We start from the raw sequence: 21013 nt of genomic DNA, 5'->3' as shown, positions 1-21013 counted from the left end.
CCCTGTTTTCATTCTTTCTTAGTCTAAACCTTTGGTGCCAAGAGCGCACATAGGGGCAAGGGGTTGCAACTGGTTTATTACTCGCTGGTTTTCTGTCTGGCTACAGGAAAGCCCCCAGCGAGGGTTAGCTAGGGGCTTGTCTCTGTGCGCGGCGGCTGGGTTAGCGGTCGAAGACCTCGGAGATGAGGTTATCGAGTTCGCGCTGGTGGCGCTTGCCGGTACCTGCGGCAGGTGAGGCGGCGGCCGGGCGGGAAATCAGGGTCATCTTGTAGCCAATCTGGGGCAGCAGGTTGACTGCCATGAAAGGCCATTGGCCCTGGTTGGCAGGCTCGTCCTGGACCCATACAGCTTCGGCGTTGGGGTAGGCTGCCAGCTGTTCCTTGATTTCTGCGGCGGGCAGGGGGTAGAGCTGCTCGACGCGGACGATGGCGGTGGTCTTGTCACCGCGCTTGGCTCGTTCTGCTTCAAGGTCGTAGTAGAGACGGCCTGAGACAAAGACCAGGCGGGTGACCTCAGCCGGGGTCAGGTTGGCAGTATCTGCGATGACGGGCTTGAAGCTACCGGTCGTGAAGTCTTCCACGGAGGAGGCTGCTGCCTTCAGACGCAGGAGCTGCTTGGGGGTGATCACGATCAGGGGCTTGTGGGGGCGGGAGTGGGCCTGGCGGCGGAGCAGGTGGAAGTAGTTGGCTGGGGTGGAGGGGACCGCCACGGTCATGTTGTTTTCTGCACACAGCTGCAGGTAACGCTCCATGCGGGCTGAGGAGTGGTCCGGGCCCTGGCCCTCAAAGCCGTGGGGCAGCAGCAGGACCAGGGAGGAACGCTGGGCCCACTTCTGTTCGGCGGAGGAGATGAACTCGTCCACGATGGTCTGGGCGCCGTTGGCGAAGTCGCCGAACTGGGCTTCCCAGAGCACCAGGGAGTCAGGGCGTTCTACGGAGTAACCGTACTCGAAGCCCATGACGCCGTACTCGGAGAGGAAGGAGTTGTAGATGGAGTACTTACCCTGGTTCTCAGACAGTTCGGTGAGGGGGTTCCACTCTTCATCGGTGACCGAATCGTGCAGCACGGAGTGGCGCTGGACGAAGGTGCCGCGCTGGACGTCCTGGCCGGTGAGGCGGACGTTGCGGCCCTCCAGCAGGAGGGAGGCGAAGGCGGCCAGCTCGCCGAAGCCCCAGTTGATGTCGCCCTCGGTGGACATGGCTACACGCTGTTCCAGTAGCTTCTTGAGCTTCTTGTGGACGGTGAAGCCCTCGGGGATCTTGCTAAAGGCCTGGCCAATCTGGGCTAGGGTCTCAGCGGAAATCGCGGTTTCACCGGCAACATGGACGGAGTCCTCGTTCTGCTGGGCGGCCGGGCGTTCGATGTTCGAGACGGCGGCAGCGTCGGCAGTGACCAGGGGAGCGGAGGAGGACTGGGCCTCGTGGGTTTCGGTGAAGATCTGTTCCAGGCGGGACTGGTAGTCCTTGAGGGCGCGTTCGGCCTCGTCCTGGGTGATGTCGCCACGGCCTACCAGGGCCTCGGTGTAGATCTTGCGGGTTGAGGGCAGTTCCCCAATCTGCTGGTACATCTTGGGCTGGGTCATCGAGGGGTCGTCTGCCTCGTTGTGGCCGCGGCGGCGGTAGCAGACCAGGTCGATGACGACGTCCTTCTTGAAGGCCTGGCGGTAAGCGAAGGCGATGGCGCCTGCCCGGACGACGGCCTCGGGGTCGTCCGCGTTGACGTGCAGGACGGGGGCCTGGATCATGCGGGCGATGTCGGTGGAGTAGGTTGCGGTGCGGCCGTCACGCGGGGTGGTGGTGAAGCCAACCTGGTTGTTGACGACAATGTGGACGGTACCGCCGGTGGTGTAGCCCTCAAGCTGGGACATCTGGAGGGTTTCCATGACGATGCCCTGGCCTGCGAAGGCGGCGTCGCCGTGGACCAGGATGGGCAGGACGGGGAAGCCGGTGATACCCTGCTCGGCCAGGGTGTCCTGCTTGGCGCGGACGATACCCTCAAGGACGGTATTGACAGCCTCTAGGTGGGAGGGGTTGGCGGCCAGGTAGACCTGGGTCTGGTTGCCGTTGTGGGAGGTGAAGATGCCTTCGGTGCCCAGGTGGTACTTGACGTCGCCGGAGCCGCCGGTCAGGCGGGGGTCCATCTGGCCCTCAAACTCACGGAAGATCTGGGCGTAGGACTTACCTGCGATGTTGGTCAGCACGTTGAGGCGGCCACGGTGGGCCATGCCGATGCCGACGCCGGAGAGGCCTGCGTCAGCAGCTTCTGAGATGACGGAGTCCAGCAGGGGAATCAGGGATTCGCCGCCCTCCAGGGAGAAGCGCTTCTGGCCCAGGTATTTGGTCTGCAGGAAGGTTTCAAAGGCTTCTGCTGCATTCAGGGTACCCAGTACGCGGAACTGCTCATCGCGGGTGGGCTTGGTGTAGCCGTGCTCTAGGCGATCCTGGAACCACTGGCGCTCTTCGGGGTTTTCGATGTGCATGTACTCGACGCCCAAGGTGCGGGTGTAGGCGTCGCGCAGCAGATCGAGGATGGTGCGCAGGGGCAGGGTTTCCTTGTCGCCGAAGCCTCCGGTGGGCCAGTAGCGGTCGAGGTCCCAGAGGGTTAGGCCGTAATTTTCCAGGCGGAGGTCGGGGTGGGAGAGCATCTGGTAGCCGATGGGGTTGGTTTCGGCGATCAGGTGGCCGCGCACGCGGAAAGCGTGAATCAGCTGCTGGATGCGGGCGACCTTAGAAATCTCTGCTTCGGGGTTGACCTGGTTGTCGCGGGCCCAGCGCACGGGCTCAAAGGGGATGCGGAGGTCTTCGAAGATTTGGTCGTAGAAGCCGTCGCCACCGAGGAGGTAGTGCTCAACGATCTTGAGGAACTCGCCGGAACCTGCCCCCTGGATGACTCGGTGGTCGTAGGTGGAGGTGAGGGTCAGGATCTTGGAGACGCCGTTGCGGGCAATGATCTTTTCTGAGGAGCCCCGGTACTCGGCGGGGTAGTCGAGGGCGCCGGCGCCAATGATGGCGGCCTGGCCCTTGGAGAGGCGGGGCACAGAGTGGACGGTGCCGATACCGCCGGGGTTGGTCAGGGAAACGGTGGTGCCGGTGAAGTCGTCGATACCCAGCTGACCGGCCCGGCCACGGGCGACGATGTCGTTGTAGGCTGACCAGAATTCAGAGAAGGAGAGCTTTTCAGCTGCCTTGATGTTGGGGACGACCAGGTTGCGGGAACCGTCGGGGCGGGGCAGGTCAATGGCCAGGCCGAAGTTGACGTGGGCGTGCTGAATGGCTGCGGGCTTGCCCTTTTCGTCGACGCCGTAGCTGACGTTCATGGAAGGGAAGTTGGCCAGGGCCCGGATGATGGCGTAGCCAATGATGTGGGTGAAAGACACCTTGCCACCGCGGGTGCGGGCCAGGTAGGCGTTGATTTCGGTGCGGTTGTCGATCAGGAGCTTGGCGGGTACCGCACGAACCGTTGTGGCGGTAGGGACGGACAGGGACTCGTCCATGTTGGCGGCCACTGCCTTAGCGGGGCCACGGAGGGTGATGATCTGGTCTTCTTCGGGCGCGGTGCTCACGGGTGATTCTTTCTGGGGGGAGGGCTTGGATGCTGAGACGTTGGGCTGTGCTACCTGGGTTGGGGCAGGCTGCCGCTGGGAGGTGGTAGCAGGTGCTGGGGTGTTTGCGGGGGCGGACGACGGCTGGTCTGCCTCCTGCTTGCCAGCTAGGGGCTCTTGGGCTGGGGACGCCTGGGCTGGAGATTCTTGGGTGGGCGGAGTGCTGTTGCCAGCCCACTGATCGAATAGGGGCCACCAGGATGTATCAACGGAATTTCGATCCTGTTCGAATTTCTCGAAAAGCTCTTCGACGAGCCACTCATTGCCCGAGAACTCCTCGGGCACCGTGTGTTCTGGCTGGTTTGGCACTGCTTCGCCTCTTCCACTCTTGTATCTCTGCACGTTGCCAACCTGGTGCCGGAACAACAGGCTGGGCGGTGCACCGCACTCTCCCTTGGGCGCGTGATGCATCGCATATCTTTGTCTAGTTTAGGAGCCTTACGGGTATACGTCCAACGCGGAGCCTCAGTGTGACACATGCAGGCGGGATGGTAGAGGGTTTCTCTCCGATTCCTTAGGGCCCCCTTGTGCTTTTGGTGGGAATTTTGTGGTGTTGTGAGGGGGTAAAGCAAGGGGAGGGGTTGGTTTGTGTGGGTTCTGGCTGGCCATAATCCGGTACGTTGTGAAAGAAAAGTGACCTAGCACTATCTCAGGAGGTGAAAGTGAGTTAGCTTAGCTTCTATGAACTAAATTCGATAGAATTGGCCACTATGGAAGATCCTTCTAGTTGCAGCCCGACTGAGCTGCTGATACGAGCGCCTAGGCGCAGTTTTCACATTTTTTCTTCACCTAGCCCCCACCACCTGGGCGCCACCAGAGAACTGGCGGTGATTCAATAACATGGAATGGCTTCTATTACTCCTCGGTTTCCTCCTGATACTGGGAACCGGGTTTTTCGTGGCGGTAGAGTTCTCACTCGTAGCCCTCGACCAATCAAAGGTCCAACAGGAAATTGATCAGGGTGACACCGGGGGTCATAAGGTTATGGCCTGCCTCAAATCACTCTCAACCCAGCTATCGAGTTGCCAGCTTGGTATCACCATCACCACTCTGCTGACCGGTTACACCTTAGACAGTGGCATTAACGCCCTTGCCGGCGAAACGATTGCGTCCTGGGGCCTCCCACCTGCCCTGGCATCGTTCGCAACCCTCATTTTCTCCATGGGTATAGCCACCCTCCTGTCCATGATCATCGGTGAGCTCGTGCCCAAGAACCTGGCCATCGCAGAACCCTACCGAGTTGCGAGGGCCGTCGCACCGGGGCAACTGCTGTTTACTGCCGTCATGCGGCCCATCGTCCGCACAGCAAACGGCTCCGCTAACTGGGTTCTTCACCGCTTCGGTATGGAAGCAAAAGAGGAACTATCAGCTGCCCGTTCCCCCGAGGAACTGTCATCCATGGTTCGTCGTTCAGCTGATCTGGGCACCCTGGACTCCGATACGGCCCGTTTCGTGGACAGAACCCTCTCCTTTGCAGAACTCACCGCAGCGGATGTCATGACCCCCCGCCGCAAGGTCATCATGCTTGAAGACACCGCCCCGGCCAGCGACATCATCGAACTCGCCAGGACGACCGGCCACTCCCGCTTCCCCCTCTACCGGGAAGACCAGGACAATATCGTCGGTGTGGTACATGTCAAGAAGGCAGTAGCCCTGCCCCTGGAAAAGCGCGACCAGCTTGAGGCAGGTACCCTCATGGAGGACGTCCTCCAGGTGCCTGAGACAGTCCACCTCGACTCCCTGCTGATTCAGCTCCGAGAAGGTGCCCTTCAGCTGGCAGTGGTGCTCGACGAATACGGCGGAACCGCAGGTATTACCACCCTCGAGGACCTCGTTGAAGAAATCGTTGGAGAAGTATCTGACGAACATGACACGAATTCCATGGACGAACGTCCCCTCAGGCTCGGAAATGGGGACTACATCTTCTCTGGCCTGCTCCGACCTGACGAAGTAACTGACCTCATCGGCGGACTGGATATTGAAGACGACCCCTCCTACGAAACCATGGGCGGGTTCATGATGGACCGCCTCGGACGAGTGCCTGAAACCGGGGACACCGTCCCGGTAGAAGGCGGCATCCTCCGCGTGGAAAAGATGGAACAGCGCCGTGTAGACCGCATCCGCTTTGCCCAGGTCACCTCAGCTGAAACCCCTGACGACTCCACCCGAAAGGAGGGGAGCCGATGAACGACTGGTTAGCAATCGCCCTCCTCTTCGTCCTGCTGGCAGGAAACGCCTACTTTGTAGGCGCTGAATTTGCCATTATGTCCACCCGACGCTCCCAGATCGAACCCCTGGCAGAATCAGGAAACAAGCGGGCGGTCACCACCCTCTACGCCCTAGAACATGTATCCCTCATGCTGGCTACCTGCCAGCTGGGTATTACAGTCTGCTCCCTGCTGATTCTGAACGTCTCAGAACCGGCTATCCACCACCTCGTCGCCGGGCCCCTTGAAACATGGGGCATCCCCTACGAGGCCGCCAGCGCTCTAGCCTTCATCTTCGCCCTCATCCTGGTGACCTACTTGCATGTCATCTTCGGCGAAATGGTTCCTAAGAACGCCGCAGTGTCTATGGCCGCCCAAGGCGTAGCCCTATGGATCGCCCCCTCGCTGGTGACTCTATCTCGAGTTTTCAAGCCTATCGTTGGGCTCCTGAACTGGATTGCTGACCATACCCTGCGGGCGATGAAAATCGAGCCCAAGGCGGAGGTCGCCTCCACCTTCACCCTCGATGAGCTGCAGAATATCGTAGCCCAGTCCACCGCTGAGGGAACCGTTGATGACGGCTCCGGCGTGCTGTCAGGCGCCCTGGAGTTCAGCTCTAAGACCGTCGCAGACATCATGGTGCCGAGCGACAAGCTCGTGACCATCACCTACCCCTGCACCCCCGCCGACCTCGAAAAGGCAGTCGCCCAGACCGGCTACTCCCGGTTCGTCATGACCGACGAAAAGGACGGAACCTACATGGGATATCTGCACATTAAAGATGCCCTGGTCTACGGAAAAGAACAGAAGGACCGCAACATACCCTGGGCTCGACTGCGACAGATGTCAGTAGTCAAACCCTCGACTGAAATCGACGACGCCCTCGCCACCATGCAACGCAACCGCGCCCACGTCTCCCACGTGATAGACGACAAGGGGCGGAGCGTCGGCGTCCTCTTCCTTGAGGACGTACTGGAAGAGCTCGTGGGTGAAATTAAAGACACCACCCAGGAGCACGTGCGCCGACGAACTGAGGCGGCCTCCCGTCAAGCCCACGACGAGTAAGGCACAACCTACACCACAAACCCACCAGAGAAAATACTGGTGGGTTTGTGTGCGTTAGGGGAGTGGAGCGGCTCACTCGGACAGTGCGAACCAGGCAAGTATTTGCGAACGGTTCGCAAATAGGAGTAGGCTGGGCTCGTACCTACAAACTCCCCACAAGGACGGTCATGAAGAAGCACCTACCCACCCTTTCACTGCTCACTATTGCTGGTCTAGCGCTCGCAGGCTGCGGGGCCAGCTCAGATACCGCTTCTTCAACCAATTCTTCATCCAAAGATGCCCTGACAGTCATTACCACCACCGACGTCTACGCCGACATCGTCGAAGCAGTCGGCGGTGACCTAGTTGATACCCAGCCCATCATTTCTTCAACTGCAGTAGACCCCCATTCCTATGAAGCCACCAGCCAGGACCGTCTAACCGTCAAGGACGCTGACCTCGTCCTCATCAACGGAGGCGGCTACGACACCTTCCTCGAAGAGCTTGCCCGCACCGATAACCCCGACCAGGTGGTGGTAGACGCAGTAGAGCTCTCCGGTCTGGTCAGTGCCGATGAAGAAGAGCACGACCACGACGAGCACAGTAGCCACGAGGGGGAAACAGCTGAAGAACACGCTGCCCACGTCCACGCCACTAACGAACACGTCTGGTACGACCTCGAAACTATGCAGAAGGTTGCCCTGAAGGTTGCGGACGAGCTTGGAAAACTCGACTCTGCCAACGCTGAAACCTACAAGGCCTCAGCCCAGGAATTCTCAGCCACACTTGACGAACTCATCCAACGAGTCACTGCCCTCAACACCGCAGAGCGTACCTACATCTCTACCGAACCTGTTCCCGGCTACCTGCTCGAAGACGCCGGCTACACCGACATCACCCCCAGTGACCTCACAGCGGCTGTCGACTCAGACAGCGACATCGCCCCCCTAACCATTCAGGAAGTCAAGGACGCTATCACAGGGGGTAAAGTAAATCTTCTGGCCTACAATGAGCAAACCCAAACGGCCCAGACCACCGAAATCTACCAGTTCGCCCAGGACTCCAAGGTTGCAGCAATCAGCTTCACTGAGACCCTGCCTGAAAACATGGGGTACATCGACTGGATGAAAACCAACATCGATAACCTCGAAAAGGCAGTAGCATAGTCCCTATGGCTCACTACGACACAAAGCTCGTCCCCGCCCTCCAGGTCACTGGGGGCGGGCTTTCCTTTGGGCGTCGCACCCTCTGGCAGGACCTCAACCTGACCATTGAAGCCGGCGAATACTTTGCGGTACTGGGGCCCAACGGCTCCGGTAAATCCACCTTCATCAAAGTGGTGCTGGGCTTGACCCAGCTCTCCCAGGGAAAAATATCCGTCCTCGGTGCCCCCGCCCGGTTGGGACACCCAGCGATTGGATACATTCCCCAACAAAAGGCCATTGGAACCGAAATCCCCTTACGAGCCCGTGACTTTGTGGGCCTCGGCCTGGACGGGCACCGCTGGGGAATCCGCCTCAAAAGCAGGGCCTACCGGGACAAGGTGGACGAGTTACTCGACGCGGTCGGAGCCAGCGATTACGCTAACGTGCCCGTGGGGCTCTTATCCGGCGGTGAGCAGCAACGGCTCCGGATCGCCCAGGCCCTGGCCAACGACCCCCAGATCATCCTGGCTGACGAAGCCCTCCTCTCCCTCGACCTCAACCATCAGTATGCAGTCTCTGACCTGATACACCGGTACAACAAGGAACAGGGTGCAACCGTCATCTTCGTCACCCACGAAATCAACCCCATCATTGACCACGTTGACCGCCTCCTCTACCTTGCAGGCGGACGGTTCACCGTTGGATCAGTACCAGACGTGATGCGTACCGACGTCCTCTCAGACCTCTACCAGACCCCTGTCACTGTCATCGAAACGAACGGCCGCTACGTCGTCGTCGGCGGGGAAAACAGCGACGCCCACCACCACTGCGCCGAACCCCTCACCCCCTTGAAAGGCAACCAGCCCTGATGAACCTCAACGACATACTGAGCCGGGTCTTCGTCTTTGACCGCTACGGGGAACTTCTAGTCCTTCTGAGCCAATCGATCCTTGCCGGGGCTATCCTTGGCGTCATCGGTGGATTCGTAGGGCTCTTTGTCATGCTTCGCCGTCACGCCTTCGCTGTTCACGCTATTGCCGAAATGTCCTTCGCCGGTGCGGCCCTCTTCCTGCTCCTGGGCTATAACGTGGTCACAGGTTCACTCATTGGTTCAATACTTTCAGCCCTCCTCATCGCCTTCATGGGAGCAAAAGCCCATGACAACGATTCAGTCATTGGTGCCCTCATGCCCTTCGGGCTAGGACTGGGAATTCTATTCCTCTCCCTGTACTCAGGCCGGGCAGCCAACAAATTTTCCCTCCTCACCGGTCAAATCGTTTCGGTCGATTCAGCCCAGGTGACCACCATGCTGCTGGGCGGACTCATCATCATCGGCGCTCTCACCCTCATGTGGCGGCCCCTCATGTTCGCCTCCCTGGACCCCATCGTGGCAACAGCCAAGGGAGTCCCCATCCGGTTCCTCTCAATCACCTTCATGGTGCTTCTAGGGATTGCAACGGCCCTGTCGGTACAGGTTGTCGGTTCCCTGCTGGTTCTGGCCCTGCTCATTACCCCAGCAGCCGCAGCCCTCCAAGTGACTGCATCTCCCCGCAAGGCTCTGATCCTCTCCGTCCTCTTTGCTGAGCTTTCAATGGTTGGAGGTATCCTCCTCGCCCTGGCAGGCTCCCTGCCCATTAGCCCCTATGTCACATCAATTTCCTTCCTGATCTTCCTGATCTGTCGACTCCTGCGGATCGTCCGTCAGCGCCATTCAGCCTCCGGACGCACACTGCAAGAACCTGCTCAACCCAGCGCCCCCTAACCCAGGTCCCCATAAGACACGGTGAAGGACCAGCGCATCAGCGTCCTTGCCCCACAAAAATACCCGCACCTTCCACGGTGCGGGTATATCTATTATCAGCCACCAGCTAGTTGGCGGACGGATCGGCGCAGGCCGCGCAGAGGCCCGTCATCTCGATGACATGGTTAACCTCGGTAAAGCCGTTCTTGTGAGCAATGGCCAACACCAGGTTTTCTAATTCCGGAATCTCAAACTCCCTGGCTGCCCCGCACTTACGACACAGAAGATGGTGATGGTGGTGGTCGCTTTCGCACCGGCGGAAAATAGATTCCCCCTCTTCCGTCTTCAGCGTCTCAACTTCACCTGAACCCACCATTGATTGCAGGAGACGGTAGGTGGTGGCCAGGGATACCTTTTCACCCCGGGCCTGCATGAGCTGATGCAGATCCTGGGCTGAGATGAAATCTTCTAGGGTTTCTAGGGTTGCGGTGACGGCCCGGCGCTGCTTCGTATTGCGAATTTCAGGGGCCTTACCGACCTGAGCTGCCTGCGCCTGAAGCTGGGTCTGCTCAGCAGTGTTCGATGAGTTGGTCACAGAAAATCCTCCCGTCAGTGGCAGACATTAGGTATGCCCCTTACTGTACACGATACTCCTCAAGGCTTTCAGGGCTGCCCCAGACCCGGTACCCTGTTTGCATTGTAGAAGTGACCTGAGAGGATTATTCTAGTCAAGAAGTGCCCGCCGGCTACCAGCAACCGGGAAGGCCAAGGTCAGAAAGCGACACCATGAGAGAGACACCGGGCACAACCCACCATCCTTCAGGCGGTTCAGCAGGGGCAACAGCACCAGCCCTCAAATCATCAGCTGCTACAGTGAATTGGCCCATTTTTATCGGGTCTGCCCTCACTATTCTCCTCTTGTCCCTCTGGGCTATTCTGGCACCTGCTTCAGCAGGCTCAGTGCTTGGCTCAGTCGTCTCCTGGGTCACCACCCACTGGGGCTGGTTCTATGTTCTGACAGGTGTTCTTGTCCTTGCCTTCGTCTCCATCGTGGCGGTATCCCGGTACGGTGATATTAGGCTGGGACCTGACCATTCGCGTCCGGCCTTCTCCTTCTTCTCCTGGGCAGCCATGCTTTTTGCCGCGGGAATAGGGGCGGACCTCATGTTCTATTCGGTTTTTGAACCGCTACTCCAGTATTTTGATCCTCCCCGGGGCGAGGGCCAGACAGCCGCCGCCGCCCAGCAGGCTGTTGCCTGGACTATCTTCCACTACGGCCTGGTGGGATGGGGCATGTATAGCCTCATGGGCTTAGCCTTCGGTTATTTTGCCTTCCGTTTCAACCTGCCTCTATCCATACGGTCCGCCCTGTACCCCATCATTGGGCGACGCATCAACGGGCTGGCAGGCGGGGCGGTCACCCTCTCAGCCCTGCTCGGGACAGTCTTTGGCGTGGCAACCTCACTAGGAATCGGCGTCGTCCAAATCAATTACGGGCTTCAGCTACTCTTCGGGTGGGAGCACAGCCTAGCCGTCCAAATCGGTCTCATCGTTGTTGCCGTCCTGATGACCATCGCCTCAGCCACCTCAGGAATCGACCGGGGTATCCGCCGTCTCTCCGAACTCAATATCTTCCTAGCAATCGCCCTCATGGTCTATGTCCTCCTGATGGGGGACACCTCCTTCCTGCTCAATGCCCTCGTCATGAACATTGGCGACGCAGTCTTCGGCTTCGGTGAGTTGGCTTTAGACACCATGGCCTACGACCAGCCGGGGGAGTGGATGTCCAGCTGGACAATCTTTTTCTGGGCCTGGTGGGTAGCCTGGGCACCCTTCGTCGGTCTCTTCCTGGCCAGAATCTCCCGTGGACGTACAATCCGCCAGTTCGTTGCCGCAACCCTCACCGTCCCCTTCCTCTTTGTTCTCATCTGGATATCAATCTTCGGGAACTCAACCCTCGACCTCATCTACCACCGCAACCAGCAGGGCTTCGCGGAAGCCGCCCGCGCCGAACCCGAAAGCGCATTTTTCACCCTCCTGGAACAGTACCCGGGAGCGCCTTTCGTCATTGCTGTGGCAACCTTTACCGGCCTGCTCTTCTACGTGACCAGTGCAGATTCAGGCTCGCTCATCATGGCAAACTTTACCTGCACCATTGAAGACCCCGACCAGGACGGCCCCCGCTGGATGCGTATCTTTTGGGCAAGCATAACCGGCCTGCTGACCTGCGCCATGCTGTTTGTCGGAGGTATCCCAACCCTCATAGCCGCAACCATCATCTTTGGACTGCCCTTCACCGTCGTACTGTATCTGACAATGGCCGGTATCTGGCAGGCCCTCAGCATCGAATCGAACCAGCAAGGCCCAACCAGGGGGAAAGGGACCTGGCCCAAGCCGTCCTCCCTGGAACCTCCCCAAGCTGCCTGGAGTTGGCGTCAGCGTCTCGAATGGATGCTCACCTACCCCGGTGCCTCAGAGGCAGAAACCTACCTCAATACCGTTGTGAAACCCGCCCTGACTGAGGTCTGCCAAGAACTAGCAGCCCGGGGAGCTCACGTGAGTTTGCATTGTGGGCACGACGCTCAGACCCACCTTCCCCTCCTGACCCTGAGAGAAAGAACCACAGGCAGAAAGGACTTTATGTACCAGGTCCAGCCTCGTGCTGCCCTGATCCCCCGGAACCTCCTGGGGGCTGCCACACCCGACGCTGACACCTACTACCGCCTGGAACCCCAGTCCGGGGACGGAAGCAGCAGCTACGACATTTTCGGGTACACCAAGGAGCAGGTGATTCATGACGTGCTCGACCTGTACGATAGCTACCGCTCAGCCCACCAGGCTAGGGATTAGTCGAGGTAGGGAAGGGGGCATCAGGTCCCTTGCAGCGGGGGAGGGGTAAGAGCGGGGCAGTCACCCAAGGTTTGAGCAGAAACTTTGACGAGCACACCGGGGCGAAACTTGGTGAGGCCAGCTACCGCTACTAGGGTTAGTGGTATGAAACTCACTAAGTACACCCACTCCTGTGTCCGTCTCGAAAAGGACGACGCCGTGCTGGTGATCGATCCCGGGAACTTCTCGGAGGTCGAGCAGGCCCTGGACGGAGCCCACCACATCCTCATTACCCATGTTCACCCCGACCACTTCGATGAGGGCAGGGTCATCGCATTTTTGCGGGAGAACCCAGGCGTCACCCTGCACGCCCCTGCCGCCGTCGTCGAAACCGTGCTGGCAGCGCTACCTGAGGCGCTCGCCAAATCAGTTCAGGCCGACGGGGAGCTGACCCTCTCGTCCTTCTCTATCAAAACCTTCGGTGGCAACCACGCTGTGATTCACCCCCTGCTGCCGGTGATCGATAATGTGGGCTATCTTGTTGACGATAACCTCTTCCACCCCGGAGACTCCTTTGTGGTGCCCCATGGCATTGAGGTGGGTACCTTGCTGGTGCCGATTCACGCCCCCTGGAACAAGATTCAGGAGGTCATTGACTTCATCATTGCTGTGCGCGCCCCGCGGGCCTTCCAGATTCATGACTCCCTGCTGGCTGAGACTGGCCGGGCCATGATTGTTGGCCACGCAACCAATTTCGGCAAGAAGTACGGCACCACCTTTGAGTACCTGGCCCCCGGCCAGTCTGTAGAGATTGAGGAGTAAGCCCCATGAGCACTGTTTTTACCAAGATTATTAACCGCGAACTGCCCGGTCGTTTTATCTGGGAGGACGAGCAGGCTGTTGCCTTCTTGACTATCGAGCCCTTCCAGTACGGCCACACACTGGTGGTTCCCAAGGCTGAGATTGACCACTGGGTTGATCTGCCTGAGGAGCTTTCCGCTCATCTCTTTGATGTGGCTCAGAAGGTGTCGAAGGGTCTGATGAAGGCTTTTGAGCCTACCCGTGTGGGCATGATTATTGCCGGTTTTGATGTGCCCCATACCCATATTCATGTGTGGCCGGCGGTGGATCAGAGCGAGTTCACCTTTGCCCAGGCCAACCGTAACCCGGAGGCAGCTGCCATGGATGAGGCGGCTGAGAAGCTGCGGGCGGCACTGACCGAGTTGGGCTACGGCGACTCGGTAGCTTCCTAGCCCCGTCGGGTAGGTACCATCTAAATCGGAAAAACCCACCAGTCAGGTGGGTTTTTCCGTTTTAAATGGTACCTAGTGCAAGGACGGGCGGGCCTAGGAGTTCTTGATAGCCTCCAGAGCCTCGCGTAGGGCCTTAGCCACCCGCTTCTCGCTGACCGTGTAGGCGGTGCCGAGTTCCTGGGCGAAGAAGCTCACGCGCAGTTCCTCAATCATCCAGCCCACCTGCTCCAGCTCAGGCGTCGGCACCGTGCCCCCGGGCAGGGATTGCACGGCCTGATCGTAGGCGTCCTCGAGTTCCTGTACGGTCAGCATGAGCTGGTTATCCCGGTTGACGTTGGGCCCCAGCTTCTCAATGCGCTTGGTGATCGCCTTGAGGTAGCGGGGCAGGTGGTGCAGCTGAACCGCACCGGTCTCGGTCACAAACCCCGGGTAGACCAGGTTTTCCAGCTGGCTCTTCATGTCGCTCATGGCGTGAATAACGGACAGCGAGGTCGATTTCTTGATCAGCTTCTGAACCTTAGCTGTTTCTGACAGAATATCGGAAACCAGCTTGGTCATCACGAAGACCGTGTCAATGAGATCAGCCCGTACGCTGTTGAACAGGGCAGTGTACTCCGCCCTCGTAAAAGGCGGGGTGGCGGGCACCAGCTGGTCAATAGCGGCTACCGTGCAGTCACTAATGAGCGCGTCAATTGACCCGTGAGGGTTCTGCGTAAAGACCAGCTTTTCGCGGTTGTTCAGGTGCTCAGAGACATAGCGCTCGGGCGAGGGGGTGTTGAGCTTAAGCAGGCGGATGACGCCCCCGCGCTGGGCCCGGGTAGCTTCAGCCTCGGTGGGGAAGATCCGCACAGCAACGGAGGCCCCCTCATCAACTAGAGCCGGGTAGCCTGCTACCGTCTGGGTAGCAATGACGCGCTCGACCTTGCGGGGTAGGTCCTGTTCCGGCCAGTCGGTGAGGCCCGAAACTTCCCGCACGGCCTTGCTGTCGGGCAGGCCAGGGGCGGACGCCTGGGCCCCCTTGGCACCTGCACCCCGGCCCCCAGCCCCGCTGGGAGCTGCCGAAGGAGTAGAGCCGCCGCGGGCGTCCTGACCCTTCTGACCGCCTGCCGCCAGAGCCGCCATCTTGCCCATAGCCTCGGGGCTGGCGCCCAGGGAAGCTGCCAGGGCAGAGCGAATCTCGGCGTGCAAAAGGCCCTGGAGTTCCACTAAATCCTTGCCCTCGCCCAGAATCTTATTCTGGTGGTTGCGTACCTGGAAGGTGAAGCGTAGGTGCTCGGGCACTGCCTCCCAGTTGAACTCGGTCGGGTCGACCACATGTCCGCGCAGGCGGCGCAGCACCAGGGCCAGGGCCTCAGTGAGAGAATCGGTAGCGGGGGAGTAGTCGGCGTTGAGTTTCTCAACGGCCTGACGGGCAACGTCCGGGGCTGGAACAAAGTTCTTGCGAATCTGCTTGGGCAGGGACTTAATCAGGGCAGTCACCAGCTCCTCCCGCAGACCCGGAATCAGCCACTCAAAAGGAGCCGGTTCAAGCTGGCCCAAGAAGAGCACCGGAACCTGCACGGCAATGCCGTCCGTCTGTGTCTGGGACGAGCGCACCCCACCGATCTGCACGCTGGGGGCGTACTCGTAACGCAGGTCAAGGGCCAGCTCCCCGCCGGAGGTGCGGGCCGTCCAGGTGCGGGGGAAGAGGGATTCGTCGTAATCGGCAGCCTCTTCGTCAATCAGGTTTTCAGGGGTGAAATCTAGCAGGTGCTCATTGACCCGGCGTTCCTCCTTCCACCAGCGGTCAAAGTGGCGCTCAGAGACAACATGCTCAGGAATCCGGGCGTTGTAGAAGTCAAAGAGGACGGAATCATCCACCCGAAGATCGCGGCGGCGCAGACGAGCCTCCAGCTCCTCAACCTCAGCCAGGGCCTTCTGGTTGCGGGCAAAGAAACGGTGGCGGGTCTGCCAGTCACCCTCTACCAGGGCAGACTGAATAAAAATCTCACGGGCAGCTACCGGATCAACCCGCCAGTACTGGATACGCCGGTCGGCAATGATGGGCAGCCCCAGAAGAGTCACCTTCTCATGGGCCAGCACCGATCCCTGACGGGCAGACCAGTGCGGGTCAGAATACGACCGCTTCAACAGCGGGCCACCCAATTCTTCAACCCATTCGGGCTCAATCTGGGCGTTCACCCGCGCCCACAGGCGGGACGTCTCGACCAGCTCAGCAGACACCAGCCAGACCGGGTTCTTCTTGAAGAGGGCAGAGCCGGGGAAGATAGCGAACCGGGTACCGCGTGCGCCCCGGTACTCGTGCCGGTTCTGCTCGTCCTGCATACCGATGTGCGAGAGCAAGCCCGCCAACAGGGACTTATGAATCTCAGCCTCCGTATTGGTCAGGTTCAGCTCCCGGCCAGGCCCAATGGTAATACCGGCGCTCTTGCCGATATCCCGCAGCTGGGCGAAGAGATCCTGCCACTCGCGGATACGCAGGAAGTTCAGGTACTCCCGGTGGCACATCTTACGGAACTGGCTCGACGACAGCTCCGCCTGCTTCTCATTGATGTGCTGCCAGAGCAACAAGAAGGACGTAAAGTCTGACTTCTCATCCTTATAGCGGGCGTGCAGGGAATCAGCCTCGGCCCGGTGCTCGGTGGGGCGCTCGCGGGGATCCTGAATGGTCAGAGCCGCTGCCAGCACCATGATTTCCTTGGCGACGCCCCTCCGGGCTCCCTCGACGATCATGCGGGCTAGGCGGGGGTCGACGGGCAGGGCCGCCATGGCCCGTCCGGCGGCAGTGAGCGGGGAGGAGGGACGCCCCCGTCCTTGCTCCCGCATGCCCCGTGTAGCCGAGGCGGTGCTCAGGGCCCCGAGCTCCCTCAGAAGGTTCAAACCATCGTTGATAGCGCGGGTTTCAGGCGGCTGGACGAAGGGGAACTTTTCAATATCGGCAGGGGACTTCACCACGCCGATAGCGGTCATCTGCAGAATGACGGCGGCCAGGTTGGTACGCAGAATCTCGGGGTCGGTGAACTCGGCCCGGGCGAGAAAATCCTCCTCGGAGTAGAGGCGGATGGCAATACCGTCAGAGACACGGCCACAGCGGCCTGAACGCTGGTTGGCCGAGGCCTGCGAAATCCGTTCGATGGGCAGGCGCTGCACCTTGGTGCGTGCTGAGTAGCGGGAAATACGGGCGGTACCGGTGTCAATCACATATTTAATGCCCGGCACCGTCAGGGAGGTTTCAGCCACGTTGGTCGCCAGTACGATGCGGGGCCGTCCGCCTGGCTTGAAAACCTTGTGCTGGTCAGCCATCGACAGTCGGGCATAGAGGGGCAGAACCTCATAGTTGCTCAGACGCCGGGTGGAGCGAATCATGTCCTCAATGGCGTCGGCGGCATCGCGGATTTCGCGCTCGCCCGAGAAGAAAATCAGGATGTCGCCGGGGGCTTCTTCGGACAGCTCCCGAATGGCGTCGAGGACACCCTCGATGGGGTCGCGGTCGTCGTCCTCCAGGCCGTCACCGGCGTCCGCCTCATCCTCCCCGCCGTCGCCGGTGCGGGGTTCGCTGAGGGGGCGGTAGCGGATCTCGACGGGGTAGGTACGGCCTGAAACTTCAATGATGGGCGGGGCGTCGTCGGGTAAGGTGGCCTCGGCGATTTCTTTTTCTTCGGGGCTCAGGCTGTCATCGACAATGCCGACGCCGGGCACAAAGCTGGGGGAGAAGTGGCGGGCGAAGCGCTCGGGGTCGATAGTGGCGGAGGTGATAACGATTTTCAGGTCGGGCCGCTGGCCCATAATGCGCTTGAGGTAGCCCAGAATGAAGTCAATGTTGAGGGAACGCTCGTGGGCCTCATCGATGATGATGGCTGAGTACTGGCGTAGCAGCGGGTCGTTTTGAATTTCGGCCAGCAGAATACCGTCGGTCATGAGCTTGATGGCAGAGCCCTCGCCCACCTCAGAGGTGAAGCGCACCTGGTAGCCCACCGTCTCGCCGATTGTCTGCCCCAGTTCTTCGGCAATGCGTTCAGCCACCGACCGGGCGGCCAGACGGCGGGGCTGGGTGTGGCCAATCATGCCCTTTTCCGCTAGACCGAGGTCGAGCAGCATTTTGGGGAGCTGGGTGGTTTTACCCGAGCCTGTTTCGCCGGCGACGATGGTGACCTGGTTGTCGCGTATGGCTGCCATGATGTCGTCCCGGCGGGCAGAGACGGGCAGGGCCTCGGGGTAGGTGATTTTTTCGGGTATCAGCGGGGTGTAGCGGCGGCGCTGGTTCGGTTTCTTGCCGCCCTGCTTGCTCCGGGGGGCAGAACCTCGGCCGCGACGCTGGGAGCGGGCGGGTGCGTCCACCCCCTGACGAGGGCCGGACGCCTTCCCCCGGCCGCCGCGCTTTTCGGCAGGCTGGGGTTCGGTGGACTGGGGGTCGGCGGTTTGGGAGGTGCGGACGCCCGCGCCGTGCATGGCAGCGGCGATAGCAGAGAGGGGCTGGGCAGGGGTGCGGGAAGAATCTGAACTAGACATACTGCCCTCTATTTTAGGGCAGAGTGGGCAGGAGCGGTCGGGTTTCACTGGTCGCGTGAGGCTTATCGACTATAGTCGATATAATCTTCAAAAAAGATAAGTTTATCGACTATAGTCGATAAACTTGATAAAAAGGTGTGCTTTATCGACTATAGACGGAGGAACCTGTGGAAAAGACCTTAGACCGACCGCGCTACACTCTGCCGCTCAAGAAGCAGGTTGATGTTCCAGTAATTAAGGTGCTGACCGGGGTGCGTCGCTGCGGCAAAACTACCATTATGAATCTGCTGGCTGACCATATACGCCAGCTTCATCCTGGTGCTACAGTGCTCACCATAAACTTCGAATCAATCCTGGGCCAGAGCATAGGCACAGCAGACCAGCTGCTTGACTATGTGGTGCGTCAGGCGCCTGATTCCACCCAGCGAATCTATTTTTTCTTCGATGAAATCCAGCAGGTGCAGAACTGGGAGAAGGCCGTCAATGCGCTTCGGGTGGACTATAACTGCGATATCTATATCACTGGCTCAAACTCTCAAATGCTGTCTGGTGATCTGGCGACGCACCTGGCTGGGCGTTACGTAGCTTTTAATATTCAGCCCTTTAGCTTCGCAGAGTATGCTCAGCTTCACGGGGAGAGTGGTAAGAGCCAGCAGGAGCTCTTCAACCTCTACCTGTCTTTCGGTGGGTTCCCCATGCTCAAATACTTCAATTTTGACCGTGACGAGTCCTTGAGATATCTGAGTAGCGTGTACGACACCGCCGTGCTCAGGGATGTTATTGAACACCACCAGATTCGCGACGTTGATATTTTCAACCGGATTCTGAGGTATGCAATCGCTAATATTGGGCGCCCTTTTTCGGCAAACTCGCTTGTGAAGTATCTGAAAAGTGAGCACCGTTCGGTCAGCGTAGATACCGTGGTGAACTATCTGGGTTTCTGTGTTGACGCTTTCTTGCTGGCCCGGGTTCCGCGCCAGGACGTCCGCGGTAAAGAAATCCTGAAAGTGCAAGAGAAGTACTATGTGGCCGACCATGGCTTGCGGGAAGCTCTGGGTTTTTCAAACACCACTGATATTGAGCTGGTGTTAGAAAACATTGTGTACCGGGAGCTGGTGTCACGAGGGTATACGGTGACCGTCGGGCGCGTTGGTGATCTTGAAATTGATTTTGTGGCGGAGCGGTTTGGTGCGGTTGAGTATTACCAGGTTTCCTACGTGATGGCTGAGGAGAAAACCCGGGAGCGGGAATTTGGTGCTCTTGAGGCGGTGCCAGATAACCACCCAAAGTTTGTGCTGACCCTAGATTCCGTTGATTTCAGCCGGAACGGTATTGTCCATAAGAACCTGGTGGACTTTTTGCTTGAGAACGAAGAGTAGAGGACGAGGACGCCCCGCCCTCCTGCCCTGGGGCAGGGGAGCGGGGCGCAGGCGTCCTGGTAGAAAAGTTAGAGGCTGGCGGCGACGGGGAGGACGAGTTCCATCATGTCGGTGAAAGCGGTCTGGCGCTGCTCGGCGGTGGTCTCAACCCCCTTGAAGAGGTGGTCCGAGACAGTGAAAACAGAGAGGGCCTGCACACCGGCGGCGGCAGCCACAGCGTAGATACCTGCGGTTTCCATCTCAACAGCCAGCACACCCATCTCAGCCCACTTAGAGGCGTCGGAGAAGTCAGAGCGGTAGAAAACGTCAGAAGACAGCACATTGCCTACGTTGAGGGTCTTGCCCTGGGCCTCGGCCTCCTTGGCCACCGCCGACAGCAGGGGCCAGGACGCGGTGGGGGCAAAGGTGCCTGGGAGCTTGTAGTGGTGCATGAAGTTAGAATCGGTCGACGCTGCTGAGGCCACGACCAGGTCGAAAAGGTCAAGGCCCTCAGCCATGCCACCGCAGGTGCCGATACGGATCAGATTCTTGACGCCAAAGGTGTGAATGAGTTCGTGGGCGTAGAGGCTGGCCGAAGGGATGCCCATGCCGGTGCCCATGACCGAGATGCGCTGGCCCTTGTAGTCGCCGGTGAAGCCGAACATGTTGCGTACGGTGTTGAACTGCACGACGTTCTCAAGGTAGGTATCGGCAATGAACTTTGCGCGCAGAGGGTCACCGGGCAGCAGGATGGTTTCGGCAATTTCGGTGCCGTTGGGGGCGATGTGCGGGGTGTTGACGGCTTCAGCCATGGCATTCTCTTTTCAGGTGCGAAAGGATATTTTCGCCCCTAGTCTACCCGGCTTCATATAAGCAACCCTACTTAGTAGTTTGGTAGGGTGGGAGGGAATGCCGAAAGGAGTAGTCAATGAAGAAAGCACTCTATCTGACTCTTGTCGGGTCTTTTGGCGCCTCAATCAGCGGCGTCATCGGCCTGCTACGGGCCTTCGCGCTCCCAGAGCAAGAACTGACGCCCTATCTCATTGGTATGACGATTGGGGCAGTCGCCCTGACTTTCATCAGCCTAGCTGCCCTGCGCTTCCCCGGCCCCGACCTCCACCTGATCTACCGTCGGCAGTTTACAGCTCGCCCCATAGGTGCCTTCCTGTTGGGCGCAGTGTTCGGTCTTGGAATCGGTCTGCCCCGAATCGACCCGCAGGACTTTATCTTCGATACCGTCTTCTCCCTCTGGTTCGCCCTGGCCATAGGGGCGATAACAGCAGTCTGGGTTGCCTTCCGCCGGCCCGCACCTGACCTAAACTAGGC

14 protein-coding genes are annotated in these 21013 nt (G+C 59.5%); 10 read left to right on the top strand and 4 right to left on the bottom strand.

Annotation, left to right across the window (positions count from 1 at the left end):
* Positions 1-160: 160 nt before the first annotated feature.
* Positions 161-3910, bottom strand: coding sequence for a multifunctional oxoglutarate decarboxylase/oxoglutarate dehydrogenase thiamine pyrophosphate-binding subunit/dihydrolipoyllysine-residue succinyltransferase subunit (locus L7A15_RS01825; protein ID WP_237207978.1), 3750 nt, complete (start codon positions 3908-3910; stop codon positions 161-163).
* Positions 3911-4441: 531 nt separating this feature from the next.
* Between L7A15_RS01825 and L7A15_RS01820 the strand changes: the two genes are divergently transcribed.
* From L7A15_RS01820 to L7A15_RS01800, 5 genes are all read left to right on the top strand, one after another.
* Positions 4442-5788: a hemolysin family protein gene (locus L7A15_RS01820; protein ID WP_237200377.1), complete on the top strand. Its 1347-nt coding sequence runs from the start codon at positions 4442-4444 to the stop codon at positions 5786-5788.
* Complete coding sequence (locus L7A15_RS01815) at positions 5785-6873, top strand: hemolysin family protein (RefSeq protein WP_237207977.1); 1089 nt, start codon at positions 5785-5787, stop codon at positions 6871-6873. Before L7A15_RS01820 ends, L7A15_RS01815 begins: the two co-directional genes overlap by 4 nt.
* Positions 6874-7040: 167 nt before the next feature.
* The gene (locus L7A15_RS01810; protein WP_237207976.1) at positions 7041-8018 is read left to right on the top strand and encodes a metal ABC transporter solute-binding protein, Zn/Mn family; all 978 of its coding nucleotides are present in this window, start codon (positions 7041-7043) and stop codon (positions 8016-8018) included.
* Positions 8019-8023: 5 nt separating this feature from the next.
* The gene (locus L7A15_RS01805) at positions 8024-8866 is read left to right on the top strand and encodes a metal ABC transporter ATP-binding protein (protein WP_237207975.1); all 843 of its coding nucleotides are present in this window, start codon (positions 8024-8026) and stop codon (positions 8864-8866) included.
* Entirely contained in the window at positions 8866-9759 is an 894-nt protein-coding gene (locus tag L7A15_RS01800; protein WP_237207974.1) for a metal ABC transporter permease, read from the top strand. Before L7A15_RS01805 ends, L7A15_RS01800 begins: the two co-directional genes overlap by 1 nt.
* A 106-nt stretch (positions 9760-9865) precedes the next feature.
* Here the strand turns inward: L7A15_RS01800 and L7A15_RS01795 are convergent, their stop codons facing one another.
* Positions 9866-10333: a Fur family transcriptional regulator gene (locus L7A15_RS01795; protein ID WP_272878631.1), complete on the bottom strand. Its 468-nt coding sequence runs from the start codon at positions 10331-10333 to the stop codon at positions 9866-9868.
* A gap of 191 nt (positions 10334-10524) precedes the next feature.
* Here L7A15_RS01795 and betT point away from each other — a divergent pair, with 191 nt between their 5' ends.
* The 3 genes from betT to L7A15_RS01780 all read left to right on the top strand — a co-directional run bounded on the left by betT (position 10525) and on the right by L7A15_RS01780 (position 13820).
* The gene (gene betT / locus L7A15_RS01790) at positions 10525-12588 is read left to right on the top strand and encodes a choline BCCT transporter BetT (RefSeq protein ID WP_237207973.1); all 2064 of its coding nucleotides are present in this window, start codon (positions 10525-10527) and stop codon (positions 12586-12588) included.
* 144 nt (positions 12589-12732) lie between these two features.
* On the top strand, positions 12733-13389 hold the full coding sequence (locus tag L7A15_RS01785; protein WP_237212260.1) for an MBL fold metallo-hydrolase: 657 nt from the start codon (positions 12733-12735) through the stop codon (positions 13387-13389).
* A 5-nt stretch (positions 13390-13394) separates the two neighbouring features.
* A complete protein-coding gene (locus tag L7A15_RS01780; RefSeq protein ID WP_237187958.1) occupies positions 13395-13820 on the top strand; it encodes an HIT family protein in 426 nt (141 codons plus the stop codon).
* Between the two features lie 93 nt (positions 13821-13913).
* Here L7A15_RS01780 and hrpA read toward each other — a convergent pair whose 3' ends face one another.
* Positions 13914-18329, bottom strand: coding sequence for an ATP-dependent RNA helicase HrpA (hrpA, locus tag L7A15_RS01775; protein WP_237207971.1), 4416 nt, complete (start codon positions 18327-18329; stop codon positions 13914-13916).
* Between the two features lie 167 nt (positions 18330-18496).
* On the opposite strand from hrpA, the gene L7A15_RS01770 reads away from it, so the two are divergent.
* Positions 18497-19708: an ATP-binding protein gene (locus L7A15_RS01770; protein WP_237207970.1), complete on the top strand. Its 1212-nt coding sequence runs from the start codon at positions 18497-18499 to the stop codon at positions 19706-19708.
* Positions 19709-19776: 68 nt separating this feature from the next.
* On the opposite strand, the gene deoD is transcribed toward L7A15_RS01770, so the two are convergent.
* Complete coding sequence (gene deoD / locus L7A15_RS01765; RefSeq protein ID WP_237207969.1) at positions 19777-20499, bottom strand: purine-nucleoside phosphorylase; 723 nt, start codon at positions 20497-20499, stop codon at positions 19777-19779.
* Positions 20500-20615: 116 nt separating this feature from the next.
* On the opposite strand from deoD, the gene L7A15_RS01760 reads away from it, so the two are divergent.
* Positions 20616-21011, top strand: a complete 396-nt coding sequence (locus L7A15_RS01760) for a hypothetical protein (protein ID WP_237212259.1) — start codon at positions 20616-20618, stop codon at positions 21009-21011.
* The last annotated feature ends 2 nt before the right edge of the window (positions 21012-21013 follow it).

Source organism: Rothia nasimurium, assembly GCF_928391935.1.
Lineage (GTDB): Bacteria > Actinomycetota > Actinomycetes > Actinomycetales > Micrococcaceae > Rothia > Rothia nasimurium_D.
The sequence above is the reverse complement of the archived record's forward strand: the minus strand, read 5'-3'. Positions and strand labels throughout refer to the sequence as shown.